A 21,494-nucleotide genomic window follows, 5' to 3' on the forward strand; every position below is an offset into this window, starting at 1 on the left:
CCGTCAATTCCCAGATCGGCAGCGGAAGAACTCGGGAACAGCATCGCGGGAAGTTTCACCAATTCCCCACCCCGCACCCCCGCGCCGTTGTTAGGCTGAACTCCGTCAGAAGTGCGGCCGTCGACGAGAATCCGGTCGCGCTTACGGGGGACTGCCTTGAGGGGGGCTTTTCTTGATCGCTCCAGCCTGCTGACGGCCAATGCGCTCCGCGGGCCGCAGCTCCATGCCCGCGTGCGCCGACTGGCCGCCGCATTCCGCTTCTTCCAGTGATTCCGTCCCCGCCGAATGCGGCATTCCGCTGCCCTGGCGCCCCGACGGATGCTCTTCCCGCATGCCCATTTCCGCCTCTGTTCCGTTTCCGGCGGCTATCGGCGATGCGGCGTTCCCCGGTACCTCGGCACTTCCTGCTCCGTGGCTGAGACGCCATGGCTTCCAGAAGGGCAATCATGACTTCACTGCACGGCTCCTCTTCCCGCGCCCTCCGCTCCCCGGACGGCACCAGCGGCAGTTTCGGCCGCATGTTCCCCCACCTTCCCGGCCGCCAGCCCACCGGTCTGGAGGCGGCGAAGGCGTTCGGCCTCCCCGGCGGGAAAATGGACGGCGGCGGCACGACCGCGGACCAGGAGAACCCCGAACTGCCTTCGGGCTTCACCTATTTCGGCCAGTTCATCGACCACGACCTCACCCTCGACGTGATGTCACAGCTCGGCCAGAGCAACGAGCCGGGGAACCTGACCGACTTCCGCACCCCGCGTCTGGACATGGACAACATGTACGGCTCCGGACCGACGGTGAACCCCCACCTCTACGACCCGGACTCGCACGAGACGAAGCTCGCGCTCTCCCCCGACGGCGCGGACCTGGCCCGTACCTCGGAGGACGTCGCCCTCATCGGCGACCCGCGCAACGACGAGAACATGCTTCTGGCGCAATTCCATCTGGCACTGATCAAATTCCACAACAACGTCGTCGACGAGTTGCGCGGCGGCCGGATCACCGACGCGTTCGGGCAGCGCCTCGCGCCGCAGCCGCCCGACGAGCCGCCGACCGAGCAGCCCGGTGTGCCGCTCGCCCAGCTGCTGGATGTCGAGAACTACTACAACACGGTGTTCTCCGAAGCACAGCGCCTCGTCCGCTGGCACTACCAGTGGCTCGTCGTGCACGAATTCCTCATGCGGGTGGCGGACCAGCAGGTGGTCCAGGACGTGGAGAAGAACGGTCCGCAGTTCTTCACCCCCGGCAGCGCACCCTTCATCCCGGTGGAGTTCGCCGCCGCCGCATACAGGTTCGGGCATCCGACCGTCCGGTCCGCCTACCGAGTCAACGACGACTTCGTCGGGAAGATCTTCCCGGACAACCCGGACGCGCCCGCGGTACCGCGCCAGGACCTCCGCGGCGGGCCCGTCCTCCCCGAGCACGCGGTCGACTGGTCGCACTTCTTCCCCGTCGTCCCCGGCAAGGAACACCAGTTCGCGCGGCGGATACTCGCCAGCCTCAACACCCAGCTCCTGGACCTGCCGGTGTCCGCCGTACCCGGGGCCAAGGAGGGCGCGCTCGCCAGGCCGGTGGCGTCACTGGTGGTACGCAATCTGCTGCGCAGCGAGGCACTGGCGCTGCCCTCCGGCCAGGATGTGGCACGCAAGGTCGGTGAGGCCGTACTGACCGATGAGGAGCTGGAGACCACCGGGCCGGTGTACCTCTGGTACTACATCCTCAAGGAGGCGGAGGTGCGCTCCGGCGGGCTCCATCTCGGCCCGGTCGGCAGCCGGATCGTCGCGGAGGTCCTCATCGGACTGATGGACGCCGACCCCAGCTCGTACCGGTTCGCCCACCCGGCCTGGCGCCCCACCCTGGCCGACCGGTACGGCCGCTTCACCGTGAGCGACCTGCTCCGCTTCGCCGGCGCCGTACAGGCCTGAGCGCGCCGCGCCGCGCCGCGCGTCCGACGTCCGCGTTCCGTAAGCACGAATGGGCTCGGCTGAGGGCGCGCGGCGGGGTCTTATGGGGGGTATGAAGTCCCTTTCACCGCCCCGCTTCCGAGGGCGGCTGCACGATCCCCGTACCGCCACGGCCCTGGGGCGGTGCCTGGGCGCCGCCGTGCTGACCTGCTTCGTCACCGGGCTGATCAGCCATGTGCTCCAGGAACCGCCCGGCGTGCTCGCCGACCGGCTGCCGTCACGGCCCGTGAACGGTTACCGGATCAACCAGGGCGTGCACGTGGCGACCGGTATAGCGGCGATTCCGCTGCTGCTGGCGAAGCTCTGGACGGTCTATCCCCGGCTCTTCACCTGGCCGGCGGTGCGCGGCGTCCGCCACGCCCTGGAGCGGCTCTCGGTGGGCGTGCTCGTCGCCGCCGCGCTGCTCCAGCTCTTCCTCGGGCTGCTGAACATCGTGCAGTGGTACCCCTGGCCGTTCTCGTTCCGGCCGGTGCACTGGGCCCTCGCCTGGGTGCTGGCCGGTTCGCTGCTGCTGCACCTGGCCGTCCAGGCGCCGCGGATCGCCGCGCACTGGCGTCGGCGCTCGACGGGCACCCGGCAACTGCCGGACGAGGAACGTGACGAACCCGACCGGCGTTCGCTGCTGCTGGGCGTCGGCGCCGCTGTCGGCGCGGTGACGGTGGTGACGGTGGGACAGACGTTCGCCCCGCTGCGCCCGCTGAACCTGCTCGGCCCGCGCCACCCCGAGCACGGCTCGCAGGGGCTGCCGGTCAACCGTTCGGCCGCCGCCGCGCGGGTCTCCCCCGCCGCCGTACGCGACTGGCGGCTGCGGGTGGCCGGACCGCTGCCGTACACGCTGACATGGGCGGAGCTGGCGGCGCTGCCCCAGCACGACTCCGAGCTGCCGATCGCCTGTGTGGAGGGCTGGAGCGCCATGGCCCGGTGGCGCGGCGTGCGGATGCGGGACCTGCTCGACCGCGCGGGTGCCCCGTCCGGGGCCACCGTCCGCATCGTTTCCCTCCAGCGCAAGGGCGGGTACGCGGTCTCGGAGATGGGCGCCTCCTACGCCCGTGACCCGCTCACCCTGCTGGCCCTGCGGCTGAACGGCGAGATCCTCAACGCCGACCACGGATATCCGGCACGCGTGATCGCGCCGAACCGGCCCGGTGTGCTGCAGACCAAATGGGTAACCCGGATCGAGGTGCTGACATGACCGCACTGCGCGTGATGCTGGCGACGACGGGCGCGGCCATGCTGGGCTGGGGCTGCTGGCTGCTCGTCACCGAGACCCGGGAGGGCACCGTGCCGCAGACCACAGCCTGGCTCGCGGGCGCGGTCGTGGTGCACGACGGACTGGTGGCACCGCTCCTGCTGCTGCTGGGCGCGGCGCTGGGACATTTCGGAGCGCGGCTCCGCCGGAGGCACGGGTACGGGCCCGAGGCCGCACGGCAGGACGACGTGCGGCGGGTACCGGGCGCGCTGCGCGGCGGGCTGATCGTCGCGGGGTGCCTGACGCTGGTCGCACTGCCCGCGCTGCTCCGCCAGGACCAGCCGCGCTATCCCTCGGCCCTGCCGCTCGACTACACCGCGAACTGGCTCACACTGCTGGGACTGACCACCCTGGTGACCGTGGCCTTGCTGGTACTTCCCGGGGTCGCCCGGAGACTCCGGACGCGGCGCACGCGGGCCGGGCGGGCGCGGGACTAGGGGCGTGTGCCGCACCCCAGGAGTACGGCCACCTGTGAGCTGTGATTCTCCGCCTTGCGAGCCCTCCTGCCTGCGGCGGGGAGCCACCGGCTCCGACGACGCAGCCCGACCCGCCCGGCGGATCTCCTCGTGTCGCGCGACGCCCGGCCCGCGCCCCCTCGGCCCTCCGGGCCTGGGCAGACTCCATGCCCGCTGCGGCGTCGCCTCGCGCGGCGGGTTCGGGGCGGCGCTGGCGCGCGGGACGGCGCGGCGCGGCGGCGGGCGAAGCGGGCGGCCCGGCCGCTGACGGCCCGCCCGCCCGCCGCGCCGCGGCACGCGCACCGTGCGATCACGCCTCGCGGTGCAGCGCCAGGAACGAGCGGTCTCGTACCGTCCACTGCGCGCCGACGGCCCAGCCCTGGGCCGCCGCCAGTTCACGCAGCGCTCCGGCACCCAGTCGTGCCCAGGGAAATACGGGACCACGCCCGCCGCTGCCGTCGTCCAGCCGTACCTCGATCCGCTCCTCGACGTCCGCCTGCGCGGCCTCGACCAGCAGGCTTCCCTGCGGTGTGAGCAGTTCGGCAACCCGGACCAGCAGTGCGCCGGGGTCGCCGCCTATACCGATGTTGCCGTCCAGGAGCAGTGCGCTGCCCCACCGGCCCTCCCCCGGCAGGGTGTCGAAGACGGAGCGGCACAGCGCGTCCACCCCGCGCCGTCTGGTGCGCGCGACCGCTTCCGGTGAGGTGTCGATTCCCAGTGCGGGGCTCCCCCGCCGTGCGAGGGCCGCGACCATCCGGCCCGGCCCGCAGCCGATGTCCAGGACCGGCCCGGCGCAGCGCCGCAGCACCGTCAGATCGGCCGCGTCCGCACGCGCGCACCAGCGCTCCACCTCCAGGGGCAGCAGCCAGCCGTCCGTGCGGCGCAGGAAGAGGGGGCCCCGGCCGGTGCGCAGCGCGTCGCCGTAGAGGTCGGCGTGCCAGGGCGGCGAGGGAGGCGAAGGGCGCGTGGGCCGCGACGGCGCGCTCACCGTGCCGCCTCCGTCCGAAGGTCCGCGAACGCCTTCGCGAAGCGGCTCGCGCCACCCGCGCGGCTCCCGCATACGGCGGCGATCGCGGCGGCGTCCTCCGCCGTGTCGACGTCTCTGAGCACCGGCAGGTCCCGTACGGACAGACCGGCGTCGACGAGCCGCCGCCGCTGTACGGCACCGGTTTCCGGGGCGGACATGGGTACTCCGCGCACCAGCTCGGGATCGGGCACGGCCAGGCCGAGCGCCCAGAATCCGCCGTCGGCGGCCGGGCCGTACCAGGCGTCGCAGCCGTCCCAGGCGTCCGGGGCCAGCGCGGGCCACAGGAGTTCGCGGGTGAGCTGCGGGGTGTCCATGCCGATGAGCAGCGCGGGCCCGTCGCACAGGGCGAAGGCCGCGGCGATGCGTTCGTCGAGCCCGCCGCCGCTCTGCGGTACGACCTCGAAACCGTCCGGCAGCCAGTCCCCCGCTCGTCCGGCGAGCACCAGCACCCGGCGCCGGGCGGGCAGACGTGCGGCGAGGGCGAGGGTGTCGGCGAGTGACGCCTCTGCCAGACCGGCCGCCTGCCGTGGTGTGTAGGGCGGGGTCAGACGGGTCTTGACCCGCCCAGGCACCGGCTCCTTCGCGATCACCAGCAGCGCCGTCCCGGCCCGTTCCCCGTCGGTGCTCGGCTGGCCCGTCTCCGTGCGGGCCCCGTCCGTCTCCGTGCGGGCCCCGTCCGTCACCGTGCGGGCCCCGTCCGTCACCGTGCGCGCCCCGCCCGTTTCCGTGCGCGTCTCGCCCGTTTCCGTGCGCGTCTGGCCCGTCACCGCAGCACCGCCCGCATGTCCTGGACGGCGTGCCAGGTGCCGCGCCAGGTGCCGGTCACCTTGGAGGCGCCGGTACGCGGCCGGTACTCGACTTCCGTCTCCTCGATCCGCCAGTCCTCCTCAGCAGCCCGGACCACCATCTGCAAGGGGTAGCCGCTGCGCCGGTCCGTCAAACCGAGCCCGACCAGCTGCCGCCGCCGGGCCACGCGCAGCGGCCCGAGGTCGTGCAGCCGGACGCCGGTACGGCGGAGCAGCATCCGGGACAGCGCCCGGTTCCCGGCCCGCGCATGCAGCGGCCAGGCTCCCCGCTCGGTGGGCCGTCGCCGGGCCAGCACGAGATCCGCGCGGCCCTCCCGTACGGGGGCGGCTATCCGCGGCAGCGCGCCGGGGTCGAGGGTCGCGTCGCAGTCGCAGAAGGCGACGAGCTCGGCTTCCGCGGCGAGCAGCCCGGCGTTGCAGGCGGCGCCGAACCCGCGGCGCGGTTCGTCCACCACGACGGCGCCGTGCGCCCGCGCGATCTGGGCCGAGCCGTCCGTCGAACCGTTGTCGACGACGAGTGCGCGCCAGCCGTCCGGGATGCGGTCGAGTACCCACGGCAGCGCCTCGGCCTCGTTGAGACAGGGAAGGACGACGTCCCCGTACTGAGGCGGAATGTTGGTCATCTCCCACACCCTACGAACGCGGAGGGGACGAAACGGGTCTTGCCTCCTTACGAAACACGGACATCGGCCGTTCCGCAGCCGGGCAGGCATCCCGCCCGGGCGAAGAGCTGCGAAACTCGGCCGTATGCAGCAGTCAGCACAGCGCCGGATCCTGGTCGTGGACGACGACCCCACGGTCACCGAGGTCGTCTCGGGCTACCTCGACCGTGCGGGTTTCCTCGTCGACCGCGCCGGGGACGGGCCCACCGCACTCGTCCGCGCCAAGGAGACACCACCCGATCTGGTCGTCCTGGACCTGATGCTTCCGGGGCTGGACGGTCTGCAGGTGTGCCGGCGGCTGCGCGACCACGGGCCGGTGCCGGTCGTGATGCTGACCGCGCGCGGGGACGAGGAGGACCGCATCCTGGGGCTGGAGGTGGGCGCGGACGACTATGTGACCAAGCCGTTCAGCCCGCGTGAACTGGTACTGCGGATCGAGTCGGTACTGCGCCGGGCGGGTGCGCCGGGCAGCGGCGGCCCGCGCCTGCACGGTGGCGGGATCACCCTCGACCCGGCGGCCCGTACGGTCGCCGACGCCCGCGGGCCGCTCGCGCTCACGCTGCGCGAGTTCGACCTGCTGGCCCACTTCCTGCGCCACCCCCGGCGCGCCTTCAGCCGGGAGGAGCTGATGTCGGCGGTGTGGGGCTGGGACTTCGGTGATCTGTCGACGGTGACCGTGCATGTCCGGCGGCTGCGCCACAAGGTGGAGAGCGACCCGGCCCGTCCCCGCCTGATCAGCACGGTGTGGGGGGTGGGCTACCGCTTCGACTCCGAGGGCGCCGGCAGCGGATCTTCTCTGCCCGGCAGCGGCAGCGGTTCGGGTGTCACGACGGAAGGCCCCGGCGATGCGTGATCTGCTGCTGATCGCCCTGTACGCGGGAATGGGCGCCGCCGCGGTCGGGCTGGCGGGTGCCCTGGTCCTCCGGGTGCTGCGCCGCCGCTCGGTCGGCGTGTCCCTCGCGGTGCTCACCGCCGTGGCGGTCGGTGCGATGCTCGCCGGGACGCTGACGGTGGCCTGGGCGATGTTCCTCTCCTCGCATGACCTCCAGGTCGTGACGATGGTGTGCGCCGTTGCGGCCGCGGCCTCGATGCTGACGGCACTGCTGCTCGGCCGCTGGGTGATCGGCGGCCACCGTGCGTTGGAGCAGGCAGCTCGTACGCTCGGGGAGGGCGGCGGATTCACCAGCCCCGACACCCCGATGGCTGCCGAACTGACCTCCCTGGCACGCCAGTTGGCCGATGCGAGTGACAAGCTGGCGGCGGCCCGGGAACGGGAGCGGGCGCTGGAGGAGTCACGCCGGGAACTGGTGGCGTGGATCTCGCACGACCTGCGCTCCCCGCTGGCCGGGCTGCGGGCCATGGCGGAGGCGCTGGAGGACGGCATCGCGGACGATCCCGCGCGCTACCACCGGCAGATACGGGGCGAGGTGGAGCGGCTCTCCTCGATGGTGAACGACCTGTTCGAACTCTCCCGCATCCAGGCCGGTTCGCTCGCCCTGGCCCCGACCCGGATGTCCGTCTACGACCTGATCAGCGACGCCATCGCGGGCGCCGACCCGCTGGCGACGGAGCGCGGCGTGCACCTGGCCGACCACGGCGTGGAGCGGGTGCCGGTGGAGGTGGACGGCAAGGAGATGACCCGGGTGCTGGCCAACCTCCTGGTCAACGCCATACACCGGACCCCGGCGGACGGGACGGTCGCGGTCGCCGCACGGCGTGAGGCGGACGGCGTGGTGCTGTCCGTGACGGACGGCTGCGGCGGGATTCCGGCCGACGACCTGCCGCGGGTCTTCGACACCGGCTGGCGCGGCACCCACGCGCGCACCCCGCCTGCGGGCGCCGGCCTCGGACTGGCCATCGTGCGCGGCATCGTGGAGGCCCACGCGGGCCGCGCGGCCGTACGCAACGTCCCGGGCGGCTGCCGCTTCGAGGTCACTCTCCCCCTTCCAGCCTAGGCGGGGGCGGGTTGTCGAGGAGTACGACTCCGTACTGCCCCAGGATGTCGGCGTGCTCGGCGTCGCGTCGCTCGTCGGCGGGTCCGATCGCCCGGAAGTAGCCCTCGATGGCTCCCGGGTTGTTGATGACGAGGATCTCCGCGGTCGTCGTGATGGGCTGGAACGTGTGGGGGACGAACCGGGGTCCGTAGACGTAGGCACCGGACTCGGCGTCGTGCACGTCGCACTCGTCGAGTGAGGCCGACCCCACCCAGAACCGGACCCGGCCGGACAGCACCACCCAGCTCTCGTCCTCTCGACTGTGGGTGTGCAGGGGCGGCGCATCCCCGCCGCTCATGGTGAGCCGCACGACGCTGACCGCTCCGCCCGTCTCGGCGTTCGCCACGACCTGCTCGTTCACGGTCCTGTAGTACCTGTACTCCTTGCCGTCTCCTGGGTTCCGCACGAGGGCAGTGCTCATGAAGTCCTCCTCCCGGCGCACGGCCCCCGGATCGGAGGACGGCTTCGCCGGAGTAATTTGATTGACGGTTCAATTATTGCGTGCGCTGAGGGCCCCCGCCATATACGGAAGAGAGTTGGCCTGTTCTTGAGCCTCCGGGGTCGAAATGTGCTTCGCCCAGGGTCGGTTGCTCACAGCTGGGCGTACGGCTTCACCGGAGGTGAGCATCCCGGCTCCCCCGCCCGAGGGGCAGGGCTCCGCGTCAGCAGACGATCCCGGCGTCTCAGCCGCGCTCGCGCAGGTACGCCTCCAGCTCGGCGGCCCCGGTCAGCATCGCCCGCCCCCGAGCGGACAGCCGACCGCGCCAGTCGCCCAGTGCGGCCTCCAGCGGCTCCAGCCCGCCCGCCGCCCGCACCTGGGCGATCAGCGGGGCGATCTGCTCCAGCAGATAGCCGCCCCGCCTGAGCTGGCGTGCCAGCTCCGCGTCCCGTACGTCGGCCTTCTCGTAGACGCGGTACCCGGTCTGCGGGTCGCGGCGCGGGCGGACCAGCCCGGCGCGCTCCCATTTGCGCAGCGTCGCGGGCCGGAGCCCGAGCTTCCCTGCCAGCGGCCCGATGAACGTGCCGCCGGACCCGGACCCCGCGGCCGGCTCGGACCCCACACCGGGCTCGGGCTCCGTGGCGGGCTCCAGGTCGCGGAGGGCGCTCTCCACGGCCTGGAGTGTCCGACGGTCGTCGAGAAGCTGGGCATGGCTCTCGTCGATGAGGTGGAACGCCTCATCGGCCGCGCCCTCGTTCACCGCCCGCATGATCGCCGTCGCCGTCTGATGGCCGTGGCCGGGCAGCAGGGCCAAAAACGCGCGCAGGGCCCGTGCGTGCAGCGAGGTATAGGTGCGGTAGCCGTGGAGGGTGCGACCGGCGACCGGAAGAATTCCGGCCTCCTCGTAGTTCCTGACGGCCTGCGTGGACAGACCGTGCCCGCGCGCCAGGTCAATCGGCCGAAGCCGCTCGCCCCTTTGAAGGTTTCGTCCCACGTGCCTGCCCATGTCGCGGATAAGTTTCCACCGAAAGTTCAACGATACCGTTGAAGGCATGGCTACTGACATCACAGACATCGCCCATGCCGTCGAAGCCACCGCCGTCATGAAGCTGCTTCCGGCCCGGCCGCGGCTGCTCGCTCTGGGCGAGCCCACCCACGGCGAGGACGCACTGCTCGACCTGCGCAACGAACTCTTCCGGCAGCTCGTCGAGCAGGAGGGCTACCGGACGATCGCGCTGGAGAGCGACTGCATGAGGGGCCTGGTCGTGGACGCCTACGTCACCTCGGGCACGGGCACCCTCGACGAAGTCATGGAGCACGGATTCAGCCACGGATGGGGCGCCTCCGCGGCCAACCGTGAACTCGTGCGCTGGATGAGGGAGTACAACAACGGCCAGGCGTCCTCCGAGCGGCTCCGCTTCGCCGGCGTCGACGGCCCCCTGGAGATCACCGGCGCCGCGAGCCCCCGGCAGGCGCTCACCGCGCTCCACCGCTACCTCGCGGGCCGGGTGGACGCTGACCTGCTCCCCTGCACAGCGGAAACGCTCGACCGCCTGCTCGGCGCGGACGACCGGTGGACGAACACCGCCGCGATGATGGACCCGACCGAGTCCGCGGGGCAGTCGGCCGAAGCCACCGAACTGCGACTGCACGCCGACGATCTGGTGGCGCTGCTCCACGCGCAGACACCGCACCTGATCACGGCGGCCTCGCCGGACGACTGGGACCGGGCACGCTTGTACGGGCGCACCGCCACCGGCCTGCTGCGCTACCACCACTGGATGGCCGACACCTCACCGGGCCGTATGACGCGGCTCGTCGGCCTGCGGGACCAGATGATTGCCGACAACCTCCTCGCCGTCGCCCAACGGGGCCCGACGCTGGTGAACGCCCACAACGGCCATCTCCAGCGCGACAAGAGCACGATGCGCATGTGGGACCAGCCACTGCTGGAGTGGTGGGGCGCCGGTGCAGTCGTGAGCGCCCATCTGGGCGAGGACTACGCCTTCCTGGCGACGGCCCTCGGTACGATCCGGCACCAGGGGGTGGACACCCCGTCACCGGACACCGTCGAAGGACTCCTGTACGCGCTCCCGGAGGACCGCTGCCTCGTCGCCTCCCCCCGGCTGGCCACCGCCCTCGGTGACACGCGGCCCGCCCCCCGCGTATCCCCCTGGTACGGCTACGCCCCACTCGACCCGGCCCACCTGCCGAACAGCGACGGCATCGTGTTCGTCAAGAACGTCCCGCAGAACCAGGACCTGTCGTTCGGGTCAGGCTGGACCGGTGAGGTGGGCGACGTGGTGGACGAACAGGAAGCAGGCTCCCGCAAGCCGCGCGGCGAGGGAGACTAGGGCCTGTCCGACGGGTCAGGCCCTGGTGCCTGTCCAACAGGGCTTCGGGCTTGCGCTTTCCGTTGCGGCAACTTCTACGGTCATGTGTGTGGCCGGAGAGACCGGCCCGGCGAGGGAGGCACCGGCAATGGCCTGGTCGATCGCGGAGGTGGCGCGGATGTCCAAGGTGACATCGCGGACGCTGCGGCATTACGACGAGATCGGCCTGCTGCCGCCCGCATGGATCGGGAGCAACGGGCACCGCTACTACGAGGAGGCCGATCTGCTGCGGTTGCAGCAGATCCTGCTGATGCGGGAACTGGACCTGGGGCTGCGCGAGATCCAGGCGGTCCTGGACAGCCAGCTCGGCCAGGTGGCCGTGCTCCGTGAGCACCACCAACGGCTGCTCGCGGAACGGGACCGGCTGGAGACGCTGGCCCGTACGGTCGGCCGCACCATCGCCGAACTGGAAGAAGGTAAGGGCAAGGGCCATATGACGAAGATCAACAAGCCGGAGAACCTGTTCGAGGGTTTCCAGGCCCCCTCCGAGGCCGAGGCCGAGGTACGGGAGCGGTGGCCGCAGGCGTGGGAGCAGTCCCGGCAGGCCGTCGAGGCGATGACCTCCGAGGACACGGAGCGCTGGCAGCGTGAGGTTACGGCGCAGATGATCCGTATGGCGGAGTTCATGGTGGCCGGCACGCCGGTGTCCGACCCTGCGGTACAGGCCGAGGTGGACGCCAACTACCAGGGCATCTGCCGGTTCTGGACCCCGACCGCGGCCGCGTACAAGGGAGTGGGCCAGACCTATGTCGACGACCCGCAGATGCGGGCCAACTTCGACAAGATCGCCGACGGTCTCGCCGTCTACCAGCGCGATGCGATGACCGTGTACGCCGATGCCCGGCTGAGCTGACCGCACGCGCCTAAGGGCTGTTCGGCGGGTCATGAGCGCAGCCAGGGGCGAATGGCTGCGACGGTCACGGTGCCGTGGAAGATGTATGCCCTCTTATCGAATCGGGTGGCGACGGCACGGAAGCCCTTGAGGGCGTTGATCGTTCGCTCGACTTCATTCCTGCGCTTGTGGAGCGACTTGTCGAAGCCGGTGGGCCGACCGCCCCGGCTGCCACGGTGCTGCCTGCTGGCCCGCTGGTTCCTCGGTTCGGGGATGGTGTGCTTGATCCGGCGCCTGCGCAGGTACCGGCGGTTAGGACGGGATGAGTACGCCTTATCGCCGCTGAGGTGATCAGGCCGGGTGCGCGGGTGACCGCCACCCGGCCGTCGTACGCGAACGCGCTCAAGGACCGGGATCAACTGAGGTGCGTCGCCCCACTGCCCTGGCGTGATCAGCACCGCCAAGGGCCGACAGCCGCCGTCTCCGGCGAGATGAGTTTTCGTGGTCAGACCTCCCCTGGACCGGCCGAGAGCCTCGTCGGGGCGATGCTGAGCGGGCAGGACCCGTTTCCTTGGAATTCGCGGCGGACGCCTTCGAGCCCCGGCGGCATGCTGATGGGCCCGGCAGGTCGTCGAGTCAATGCCGACCATGCTCCAGTCGATACGTTCCTCGGCGTCGGCGTCGGTCTGGACGGCACGCAGCACGTTCTCCCAGGTGCCGTCCGCCGACCAGCGCCGATGCCGGTCGTGGCAGGTCTTCCACTTCCCGAAGCGCGTCGGCAGGTCGCGCCAGGGGATGCCGGTGCGCTGGCGGAAGAGAATGCCGTTGATCACCTCGCGACGACACTTCCACCGCCCGCCCCGTCCCACGTTCTTCGGAAGGTGCGGCTCCAACCGAGCCCACTGCGCGTCAGAAAGATCGCCCCGCCCCACACCAGCCGGAACGATCTCGCCAATCGCCGGTCACATGACCCATCGGACACGCTCTAGTGTGAACCTGGTGAGCGAATCCTCTTCCTGCCTGCGCACGACAGCAGCGGCGTACGATGACATCGCCGTTACCTACGCCGGTTTGCCCCGCAACGACCTTGCCCATTTTCCACTGGACCGCGCGGTGCTCGCCGCATTCGCCGAGTCGGTGCGGGCCGCCGGTGCGGGGCCCGTCGCGGAGCTTGGATGCGGCCCAGGCCCTGTCACGGCGCACCTGCGGGATCTGGGACTGGACGTCTTCGGCGTCGACCTGTCGCCGGTGATGATCGATCTTGCCCGCAAGGCATATCCGGATCTGCGCTTCGACATCGGCTCGATGGACGCGCTGGAGCTGGCCGACGGAGAGCTGGGCGGCATCGCGTCCTGGTATTCGGTCATTCACGCCCCGCCGCAGGACATACCGTCCTATCTGGCTGAGTTCCGGCGGGTCCTGGCCCCGGGCGGCCACCTCCTGCTCGCCTTCTTCGAGTCAGAGGGCGGGCCCGTGACGACCTTCGACCATGCGGTGGTTACGGCGTACCGGTGGCCCGTCGACGACCTCGCCAAGCTCGCGGGCGAGGCCGGGTTCGCCGAGATCGGCCGGATGCTGCGTGAGCCCCGCGAGGGTGAACGTCACCGCCGCGGCCACCTGCTGATGCACAGACAGTAGATCCGACGGACAGCGATTCGCCCTTCCTGACCGAACCCGCCACCACCGAGGGCTTGCCGGCGCTGTGGAAAACATCGGCCCACTCGACGACGGACCCATCGGACCACCACGGCTCAGGAGGGGACCGTCGCGGCTCGCGGTCAGTCCCGGCCGACAAGGGGCGGAACGAGGCTCGTTCCACGCTTCCGCCCCATGCCGGATCATGCGGCATACGCCGATCCGGCGGCGCCGTCAGCCACCCGGGACGCGGCCAACCCCTTCGCCGCCCGCACCTTCGAACCGAACGTGCGATGCGACTACATCCACGTAGGACTGCCCGGCCCCGACGGCCTCGGACGTGTCTGCCCAGTGCGACGCGCTGGAGATGCTCCCGTCGATGGAACACGGCCCTCAGACCACACCGCAGTCGTCGCCGACCTGGCATTGGACACGGCCGCATTCTCCTGACGAAACTTCCTCAGTGCTCGCCCGGCCGAAGCCGATGGGTGCGTGGACGTTTATCCTCGGTACCCGCGACGGGGGCGACTCCACCGTCCGGCTTCGGCCGGAGTGCCCCTCCTCAGGCACGATGAGGGCGGGCGCTGTCGCTTCCCCACACGGCGCGGCCGGGCTTCGTCAGAACGGGACGCCGCAGTGGAGGATGATGTTGGCGTACGGGGTGACCTCGCCGGTGCGGATCACCAGCCGGGCAGCGTGGACCCGTTGTTTGAACTCTTCGTGCGGCACCAGCTCCAGGCCGCTGAACAGGCCCTCCACATACGTGGCGACCTGCGGGTTCTTGTCGCGCACCTCACTCGCTGCCGTCGCGCCTTCGACCTCCAGCTCGGCCAGGACGGCGTCGAGCACCGTGGCGAATCCCGGCACGCCCGCGGTCAGGGACAGGTCGACCACCCTGGGTCCCTGGGGGCCGTAGGGAATCGGCAGGCCCGCGTCGCAGACGACCACCTGATCGGTGTGGCCCAGCTCGGCCATGGCCGCGGCCAGGTGCCGATTGAGGATTCCTGCCTTCTTCACTTCCGTCTCTCCACTTGCTTCTCTCCACTCGTCGGGCATCCAGCGCATCGATCCAGCCCGACCGCCCCCGTACCGCCACCGGCGCGAAGTCGATCAACGATCCAGCCGCGCTCAGGAGCATGCCATGTCCGGTGGCCGCCCCGGATCCCGGGGCTACTGGCGCGTACCGCGCCTTCGTCCCGTGCGGCCTCGCCGGATCCGCGAGGCTCCAGGAGCTCCAGTCAACGCGAGCCCTCAACTGGCCCCGGCGCGCCCGGGGTTGCTCGCCCGCAGCGGGGCATGGGCGAACTTCTTCATCCCCTCCTCGAACCCGACCCGGGCCCGCCAGCCCAGGTCGTCGCGCAGCCGCTGCGAGGAGGCCGTGATGTGGCGGACGTCTCCGAGCCGGTACTCCCCCGTCACCACCGGCATCGGCCCGCCGTACGCCGCCGCCAGCGCGGTCGCCATGTCCAGGATCGTGTGCGGCTCACCGCTGCCCGTGTTGTACGCACGCAGCTCCCCCTCGGGCCGCTCCCGCCCCGCCTGGCCCGCCTGGCCCGCCTGGCCCGCCAGGGACTCCAGCGCCGTCACGTTCGCCGCCGCGACATCCCGTACGTGCACGAAGTCGCGGCGCTGCGCCCCGTCCTCGTACACCCTCGGCGGCTCGCCGCGCTCCAGTGCGGAACGGAAGAACGAGGCGACGCCCGCGTACGGGGTGTCGCGCGGCATACCGTCGCCGTACACGTTGTGGTAGCGCAGGCTGATGGCCCGGCCGCCGGTGGCACGTGCCCAGGACGCCGCGAGGTGTTCCTGGGCCAGCTTTGTCGTGGCGTAGACGTTGCGCGGATCGGCCGGGGCGTCCTCGCCGACCAGGCCGGGCGCGAGAGGGGCGCCGCAGTGCGGGCAGGGCGGCTCGAAGCGGCCGTCGTCCAGATCCGGTACGGACCGTGGTCCGGGCCGCACCACCCCGTGCACCCGGCAGACGTACCGGCCTTCGCCGTACACGACCATCGAGCCGGCGAGCACGAAAGTACGCACCCCGGCCTCGGCCATCCGCTCCAGCAGCACCGCGGTGCCCAGATCGTTGTTGCTCACATAGGCGGCGGCGTCCGCGAAGCCCTTGCCCAGGCCGACCATGGCGGCCTGATGACAGACCGCGTCCGCCCCCCGCAGCGCGTCGGCCACGGCCGCGCCATCCCGTACGTCAGCGGTGATGCCCTGCCGCCCGTCTCCGCCCGCGGGCCCGTCACCCGCGGCGGTGTCGAGCGACACGGGCTCGTGGCCCGCCTCCCGGAGAGCATCCACGATGTGCGAGCCGATGAAGCCCGTTCCTCCTGTGACCAGTACGCGCATGAGGTCACGCTAGGGCCGCTCACGGGGCGGCGGCGAGTGCCGCACCCGGCCGTCAGAGATCCGTAAGGTCTGGCCACGGCCTGGTCATGGCACGCCGCTGCTGCCACGATGCGTGCCATGACCAACGACCGACTCCGCGACGTCTATGTCGTCGACGCCGTCCGCACCCCGGTGGGCAAGTACGGCGGCGCACTCGCCCAGGCCCGGCCCGATGACCTGGCGGCCCATGTCGTACGGGCCCTGCTGGACCGTACGCCCGGACTCGATCCGGGGCGCGTCGACGAAGTCGTGTTCGGCAACGCGAACGGCGCCGGGGAGGAGAACCGGAACGTCGGGCGGATGGCGGTGCTGCTCGCCAGCATGCCGCCGAGCGTACCCGGCAGCACGGTCAACCGGCTGTGCGCGTCCGGGCTGGACGCCGTCGTGCAGGCGGCCCGCACGGTGGCCGTCGGTGACGCGACGGCGGTGATCGCGGGCGGGGTGGAGTCGATGAGCCGGGCCCCGTGGGTGGTGCCGAAGCCCGAGCGCGCCTTCCCCGCCGGTGCACCCGAGATGCACTCCACCACCCTCGGCTGGCGCATGGTCAACGAGCGGATGCGCCCCGAATGGACGGTCTCGCTGGGTGAGGGCGCCGAGCTGATCGCGGAGCGGCACGGAATCAGCCGCGAGCAGCAGGACGCCTTCGCGGCCGACAGCCACGGCAAGGCCGCACGGGCCTGGGCACAGGGCGCCTACGACGCGGAGATCGCCCCGTACGAGGGCGCGGACCTCCCCCGCGACGAGACGATCCGGGACGGCAGCACACCCGAGAAACTCGCCGGGCTCCGGCCGGTCTTCCGCCGGGACGGCACCGGCACGGTCACCGCGGGAAACTCGTCCCCACTCAACGACGGCGCGGCCGCCCTGCTGCTCACGGACGAGGAAGGGCTGGCCGCGACCGGACGGGAGCCGCTGGCACTCATCCGCGCGTCGGCCGTCACCGGTATCGAGCCGCAGCTCTTCGGGCTGGGGCCGGTGGAGGCCGTCCGGCGGGCCCTGGCCAAGGCGGGACGCGGGCTCGGCGAGCTGCACACCATGGAGCTCAACGAGGCGTTCGCGGCCCAGGCCCTCGGCTGCCTCGCCCACTGGCCCGAACTGGACCCGTCGGCCGTCAACCCGCGCGGCGGTGCCCTCGCCATCGGCCACCCCCTGGGCGCCTCCGGCGCCCGGCTCGCGGGCGCGGTGGCCCACCAGCTCGCGGCAGCCGGCTCGGGTACGGGCTTGGCCACCCTCTGTATCGGCGTGGGCCAGGGCCAGGCACTGGTCCTGGAACGCTGACCTGATCAGGGCCCCGGCGGTCCGGACCCCCGGCGTGAGCGATCACCTCCGAGAGTGCGGTATTGTTCTCTTGCCCGACCGGCACGGGGAAACCCGGTCCAGACGGGGCACCGGGACGTGGCGCAGCTTGGTAGCGCACTTGACTGGGGGTCAAGGGGTCGCAGGTTCAAATCCTGTCGTCCCGACGGTGCAGGAGGTGCCCTGAGCAGGGAGAAATCCCAGCTCAGGGCACCTTTTCTCGTCCTCAGACACATCATGGAGCTGACTGTGTCAGCATCGATGGGCCGCCCAGGGACCACGGTTGGGGAGCCTCCCTGATCAGAGCATGTACGCCGGGGGACCACGATCACCACCGCCCGATCACACTTGTGGGTGCCTGCAACGCCCTCAGCGATGCGGTCAGCGGCGCCGACGGAGCGGGAGCCGCCACGGACAGGTCGGCGCTGGATGGTCTGCGGCGATCAGTGCCCGGCGATGATCCGCACACGTGCAGGGGCACCCCTGGTCCCCGGCATCATGCCAGGCCTGCCCACGCGTCAGCTCCGAAGGCGCCCTTCACGTCGGATGCGACGGTGGTGGCGTCCACCTTGGCCTGCAGGGCGTACACGGTCGTCTTGCGTGCGCCGCGGACATGGAGGTGGACTGGGCTGTGGCCCGGGTGGTCCGTGAGGATGCGCTTCAGTTCTCTGACGGACTGTTCGGTGATCCGGTGGGCGGGGAGGGCAAGCCGCACGGGGGGTTTTCCGCCGTGCTCGGCCAAGGACACATCCAGTACCGCGAGTTCTCTGCCGAAGATGTTCACGGTTCCGTCCCTGGGCTCGATCCTGCCCTTGACGGAGATGACGTTGTCTTCGGCCAGCGCGTGCTGCACGAGCTGGTAGGAGGCGGGGAAGAAGAGGACCTCGATGGCGGCATCACGGTCCGCGAGGTTCACGATGGCCCAGGCGTTGCCCTGTTTGGTCATCTTGAGCTGGGTGCCGGTGATCAGCCCGGAGAGCTGAACGTCTCCGTTGGTCCGGCCGGATGCGAGCAGTTCAGCGATGGAGCAGTCTCGGGCGCCGGCCAGGACGTGCTCGGCGCCATCCAGCGGATGGGCAGAGACGTACAGGCCGAGCATTTCGCGTTCGGTCGCCAGGAGCTGTCGGCGGGGCCACTCTGCGTCGTCGATCGGGAAGTCGAGGCCGAAGGCCGGTTCGCCGCTTCCTTCTCCGCCCGGATCGGCGAAGAGATCGTCTTGTCCGAAGCTTGCCGCTTTCTTCACGGGGATGATCGCGTCGATGGCGTCCTCGTGGATGGCGGTGAGGCCCTTGCGTGAATGCGCCAGGGAGTCGAAGGTGCCGGCTTTGATCAGGGACTCCACCGCTCTTTTGTTCAGTGCGGGCAGGGCGGCCTTGTCGAGGAAGTCGGAGAAAGAGGTGAATTTCCCTTTCCGGTGGCGGGCATCGACGATGGCCTCGATGACGTGGTCACCGACGTTGCGTACGGATCGCAGCCCGAACCGTACGTCGTCGCCGACGGCGGTGAACTCGGCGACGGACTCGTTCACGTCGGGCTGGAGTACGCGGACGCTGTTCTTGCGTGCGTCGGCGAGGTAGATCGCGGCCTTGTCCTTGTCGTCGCCGACCGAGGTGAGCAGGGCGGCCATGTATTCGGCCGGGTAGTTGGCCTTGAGGTAGGCGGTCCAGTACGAGACGAGGCCGTAGCCGGCGGTATGGGACTTGTTGAATGCGTAGCCGGAGAACGGGAGCATGACGTCCCACAGGGCCCTGATCGCTTCCTCGCTGTACCTGTTGCTCCGCATGCCGTCGTGGAACTTGTCCCACTCCGCGGCCAGCACCTCCGGCTTCTTCTTGCCCATCGCACGGCGCAGCAGGTCGGCGCCGCCGAGGGTGTACCCGGCCAGTTCCCGGGCGATGGCCATGATCTGCTCCTGGTAGACGAGCAGGTGGAAGGTGTTGCCGAGGATCGGTTCCAAGGCGTCGCGCAGCTCGGGGTGGATCGGGGTGATCTCCTGGCGCCCGGTCTTGCGGTGCGCGTAGTTGGTGTGCGCGTTGGCCGCCATGGGGCCGGGACGGTAGAGGGCGTTGACCGCGGCGATGTCCTCGAACCGGGTGGGCTCCATCTGTTTCAGCAGTACGCGCATGCCGCCGCCGTCGAGCTGGAAGACGCCGAAGGTGTTGCCCTCGGCCAGCAGCCGGTACGTCTTGGCGTCGTCCAGGGGGATGACGACGGTGGACGGGTCGGCGTCCAGGGGGTCCACGGTGGCCAGGCTGATGCCCCGGTTCTCGCGGATGTTCTCGATGGCCTGGTCGATGACCCCCAGGTTCCGCAGCCCCAGGAAGTCCATCTTGATCAGGCCCATGGCTTCGCAGGACGGGTAGTCGAAGCCAGTGATTTTCACGCCGTCCGCGGCACGCATGTGCAGGGGGATGCGGTCGGTGAGCTTCGTCTTGGAAAGGATCACCGCAGCGGCGTGCACGCCGGTTCCGCGGGTGAGGCCCTCCACCCCGCGGGCGGTGTCGAGTACCCGCTTCACGTCGGGCTCGTTGTCATACATCTGCCGGATCTCGCCGGCCTCGCCGTACCGCTCGTGGGAGGAGTCGAAGATGGCAGCCAGCGGGGCGGACTTGCCGTTGTGGTCCGGCGGGAGCGCTTTGGTGATCCGCTCGCCGTGGGCGTAGGGGTAGCCGAGGATGCGTGAGGAGTCCTTGGTCGCGTTCTTGGCCTTGATCTTGCCGAACGTGTTCACCATGGCGGTGTACTCGTCGCCGTACTTCTCGGTGACGTAGCGGACCATCCTGTCGCGTTGGCGGTCGTCGAAGTCGAGGTCCACATCCGGCGGGTTGATGCGCTCGGGGTTCAGGAACCGTTCGAAGAGCAGGCCGTGCTCCAGGGGGCACAGCTCGGTGATGCGGGTGGCGTAGGCAACGATGGAGCCTGTGGCCGAACCCCGGCCCGGACCGAGCGGGATCTTGTGCTCCCGGGCGTGGCGGCAGATGTCCGCCACGACGAGGAAGTAGGAGCTGAAGCCCATGGGGCCGATGACTGTCATCTCGGTCTCGAAGCGGTCCAGGACGTGCTGGGGGATCGGGTTCCCGTAGCGCATCGCCAGGCCCTTGAGGACTTCCCCGCGAAGCCACGACTCCTGCGTTTCGCCTTGGGGCACGTCCGGGAACTGCGGCATCTCGTCGACGTAGTCGAAGACCTCGTCGTAGGACTCGATGCGCTCGGCGATCAGCAGGGTGTTGTCGCAGGCTTCCGGGAGCTCTGAGAACAGGCTGCGCATCTCGGCGGCGCTCTTGAGGTAGTAGCCGGAGCCGTTGAACCGGAAGCGGCCCGGGTCGTCCTTGTTCTTGCCGACACCGATGCACAGCAGGCTGTCGTGAGCGTCGGCCTGGTCCTCGGTGACGTAGTGCGCGTCGTTGGTGGCCAGGAGGGGAATGTTCAGGTCCTTGGCCAGACCCAGCAGGCCTTCACGGACTTCACGCTCGATGTCCAGGCCATGGTCCATCAGTTCCAGGAAATAGTTCTCGCGGCCGAAAATCTCCTGGTAGGCCGCGGCGGCATCCTTCGCCTCCTCGTACTGGTTCAGCCGCAGGCGGGTCTGGATCTCGCCGGAGGGGCAGCCGGTGGTGGCGATGACGCCGTCTGGCCGTTCAGCGATCAGCTCCCGGTCCATGCGCGGTTTTCCTGCAGGGAACTGGCCCTCATAGCTGGCCTGCGTGCTGAGCCAGAACAGGTTCCGCAAACCCTGGCTGTTCCGCGCCCACATGGTCATGTGAGTGAAGCGGCCGCCACCGGAGACGTCCTTCGCCCCCTCACCGTCTGCCTTCATCGCGCGACGGCCCCCTGGCCCCCAGAACTCCTGCTTCCGGACGGACCGGGAGGAAGGCGCCACGTACGCCTCGATGCCGATGATCGGCCTGATCCCCTCGAAGCCCTTCGCGACCTGAGCGAACTCGTAGGCGCCGAACATGTTGCCGTGATCACTCATGGCGATCGCAGGCATCTCCTGCCGAGCAACCTCGCCGAACATCGGCTTCAGCTTCTGCGCGCCGTCCAGCATCGAGTATTCGGTGTGATTGTGCAGGTGAACGAAGGAATCCGGCACGTGTGGGTCGCCTCCAGGATGAGCAGAAAGCACCATCCCGGCCAGAGCCGTGATGGTGGCCTTGTCGGTGGCCGACCAGCATCGGCAGTTGATGGATGGCTCGACCTGTCGCGGATGCGGTCATGCCGACGGGCGGCCTATGGGTCGCACCTCCCGTGAACGCGATCAGTCCGAGCTCTTGAAGTGCTGCCCGGCAGCCACTCGGCTGCCGGGCAGCACTTCGCCTGCCCCCCGGGCTGGAAAACCGCATGTTGACCAGAGACAACA

General features: G+C 70.4%; 18 protein-coding genes and 1 tRNA gene. 10 read left to right on the forward strand and 9 right to left on the reverse strand.

The window, feature by feature from the left end; genetic code table 11:
- The first annotated feature begins 446 nt into the window (after nucleotides 1-446).
- The 3 genes from LHJ74_RS16585 to LHJ74_RS16595 all read left to right on the forward strand — a co-directional run bounded on the left by LHJ74_RS16585 (nucleotide 447) and on the right by LHJ74_RS16595 (nucleotide 3,644).
- Entirely contained in the window at nucleotides 447-1,919 is a 1,473-nt protein-coding gene (locus LHJ74_RS16585) for a peroxidase family protein (RefSeq protein WP_260218811.1), read from the forward strand.
- Between the two features lie 82 nt (nucleotides 1,920-2,001).
- Nucleotides 2,002-3,150, forward strand: coding sequence for a molybdopterin-dependent oxidoreductase (locus LHJ74_RS16590; protein ID WP_260218812.1), 1,149 nt, complete (start codon nucleotides 2,002-2,004; stop codon nucleotides 3,148-3,150).
- On the forward strand, nucleotides 3,147-3,644 hold the full coding sequence (locus LHJ74_RS16595) for a hypothetical protein (RefSeq protein WP_260218813.1): 498 nt from the start codon (nucleotides 3,147-3,149) through the stop codon (nucleotides 3,642-3,644). The genes LHJ74_RS16590 and LHJ74_RS16595 overlap by 4 nt, the downstream gene beginning before the upstream one ends.
- Before the next feature lie 328 nt (nucleotides 3,645-3,972).
- Here LHJ74_RS16595 and LHJ74_RS16600 read toward each other — a convergent pair whose 3' ends face one another.
- The 3 genes from LHJ74_RS16600 to LHJ74_RS16610 form a co-directional block, all read right to left on the reverse strand.
- The gene (locus LHJ74_RS16600; protein WP_260218814.1) at nucleotides 3,973-4,650 is read right to left on the reverse strand and encodes a methyltransferase domain-containing protein; all 678 of its coding nucleotides are present in this window, start codon (nucleotides 4,648-4,650) and stop codon (nucleotides 3,973-3,975) included.
- Complete coding sequence (locus tag LHJ74_RS16605) at nucleotides 4,647-5,285, reverse strand: TIGR04282 family arsenosugar biosynthesis glycosyltransferase (RefSeq protein ID WP_260219035.1); 639 nt, start codon at nucleotides 5,283-5,285, stop codon at nucleotides 4,647-4,649. The genes LHJ74_RS16600 and LHJ74_RS16605 overlap by 4 nt, the downstream gene beginning before the upstream one ends.
- Before the next feature lie 167 nt (nucleotides 5,286-5,452).
- Entirely contained in the window at nucleotides 5,453-6,118 is a 666-nt protein-coding gene (locus LHJ74_RS16610; protein ID WP_260218815.1) for a glycosyltransferase family 2 protein, read from the reverse strand.
- Between the two features lie 124 nt (nucleotides 6,119-6,242).
- Between LHJ74_RS16610 and LHJ74_RS16615 the strand changes: the two genes are divergently transcribed.
- Nucleotides 6,243-7,010, forward strand: coding sequence for a response regulator transcription factor (locus LHJ74_RS16615; RefSeq protein ID WP_260218816.1), 768 nt, complete (start codon nucleotides 6,243-6,245; stop codon nucleotides 7,008-7,010).
- On the forward strand, nucleotides 7,003-8,112 hold the full coding sequence (locus tag LHJ74_RS16620) for a sensor histidine kinase (RefSeq protein WP_260218817.1): 1,110 nt from the start codon (nucleotides 7,003-7,005) through the stop codon (nucleotides 8,110-8,112). Before LHJ74_RS16615 ends, LHJ74_RS16620 begins: the two co-directional genes overlap by 8 nt.
- Here LHJ74_RS16620 and LHJ74_RS16625 read toward each other — a convergent pair.
- Nucleotides 8,090-8,572, reverse strand: coding sequence for a cupin domain-containing protein (locus LHJ74_RS16625; RefSeq protein WP_260218818.1), 483 nt, complete (start codon nucleotides 8,570-8,572; stop codon nucleotides 8,090-8,092). The two genes, LHJ74_RS16620 and LHJ74_RS16625, sit on opposite strands and share 23 nt — an antisense overlap.
- A 262-nt stretch (nucleotides 8,573-8,834) precedes the next feature.
- Complete coding sequence (locus tag LHJ74_RS16630) at nucleotides 8,835-9,584, reverse strand: TioE family transcriptional regulator (protein ID WP_260218819.1); 750 nt, start codon at nucleotides 9,582-9,584, stop codon at nucleotides 8,835-8,837.
- A gap of 58 nt (nucleotides 9,585-9,642) precedes the next feature.
- Between LHJ74_RS16630 and LHJ74_RS16635 the strand changes: the two genes are divergently transcribed.
- Nucleotides 9,643-10,944 (forward strand): erythromycin esterase family protein, encoded by a 1,302-nt coding sequence (locus tag LHJ74_RS16635; protein ID WP_260218820.1) that lies wholly within the window; start codon nucleotides 9,643-9,645, stop codon nucleotides 10,942-10,944.
- Nucleotides 10,945-11,071: 127 nt separating this feature from the next.
- Nucleotides 11,072-11,836 (forward strand): MerR family transcriptional regulator, encoded by a 765-nt coding sequence (locus LHJ74_RS16640; RefSeq protein WP_260219036.1) that lies wholly within the window; start codon nucleotides 11,072-11,074, stop codon nucleotides 11,834-11,836.
- A 29-nt stretch (nucleotides 11,837-11,865) separates the two neighbouring features.
- On the opposite strand, the gene LHJ74_RS16645 is transcribed toward LHJ74_RS16640, so the two are convergent.
- Nucleotides 11,866-12,747 (reverse strand): IS5 family transposase, encoded by an 882-nt coding sequence (locus LHJ74_RS16645; RefSeq protein ID WP_260218821.1) that lies wholly within the window; start codon nucleotides 12,745-12,747, stop codon nucleotides 11,866-11,868.
- A gap of 34 nt (nucleotides 12,748-12,781) precedes the next feature.
- On the opposite strand from LHJ74_RS16645, the gene LHJ74_RS16650 reads away from it, so the two are divergent.
- Nucleotides 12,782-13,453: a class I SAM-dependent methyltransferase gene (locus LHJ74_RS16650; RefSeq protein ID WP_375546764.1), complete on the forward strand. Its 672-nt coding sequence runs from the start codon at nucleotides 12,782-12,784 to the stop codon at nucleotides 13,451-13,453.
- A gap of 615 nt (nucleotides 13,454-14,068) precedes the next feature.
- Here LHJ74_RS16650 and rbsD read toward each other — a convergent pair.
- Together rbsD and LHJ74_RS16665 are read right to left on the reverse strand one after the other, a co-directional pair.
- Nucleotides 14,069-14,467: a D-ribose pyranase gene (rbsD, locus tag LHJ74_RS16660; RefSeq protein ID WP_260218823.1), complete on the reverse strand. Its 399-nt coding sequence runs from the start codon at nucleotides 14,465-14,467 to the stop codon at nucleotides 14,069-14,071.
- A gap of 234 nt (nucleotides 14,468-14,701) precedes the next feature.
- The gene (locus tag LHJ74_RS16665; RefSeq protein WP_260218824.1) at nucleotides 14,702-15,799 is read right to left on the reverse strand and encodes an NAD-dependent epimerase/dehydratase family protein; all 1,098 of its coding nucleotides are present in this window, start codon (nucleotides 15,797-15,799) and stop codon (nucleotides 14,702-14,704) included.
- A gap of 117 nt (nucleotides 15,800-15,916) precedes the next feature.
- Here LHJ74_RS16665 and LHJ74_RS16670 point away from each other — a divergent pair, with 117 nt between their 5' ends.
- Both LHJ74_RS16670 and LHJ74_RS16675 read left to right on the forward strand, forming a co-directional pair.
- Nucleotides 15,917-17,116, forward strand: a complete 1,200-nt coding sequence (locus LHJ74_RS16670) for a thiolase family protein (RefSeq protein WP_260218825.1) — start codon at nucleotides 15,917-15,919, stop codon at nucleotides 17,114-17,116.
- Nucleotides 17,117-17,227: 111 nt separating this feature from the next.
- Nucleotides 17,228-17,301, forward strand: a tRNA-Pro gene (locus LHJ74_RS16675).
- 329 nt (nucleotides 17,302-17,630) lie between these two features.
- Here LHJ74_RS16675 and dnaE read toward each other — a convergent pair.
- Nucleotides 17,631-21,227: a DNA polymerase III subunit alpha gene (gene dnaE, locus LHJ74_RS16680; RefSeq protein ID WP_260218826.1), complete on the reverse strand. Its 3,597-nt coding sequence runs from the start codon at nucleotides 21,225-21,227 to the stop codon at nucleotides 17,631-17,633.
- Nucleotides 21,228-21,494: the final 267 nt, after the last annotated feature.

Source organism: Streptomyces gossypii (genome assembly GCF_025165795.1).
Lineage (GTDB): Bacteria > Actinomycetota > Actinomycetes > Streptomycetales > Streptomycetaceae > Streptomyces > Streptomyces gossypii.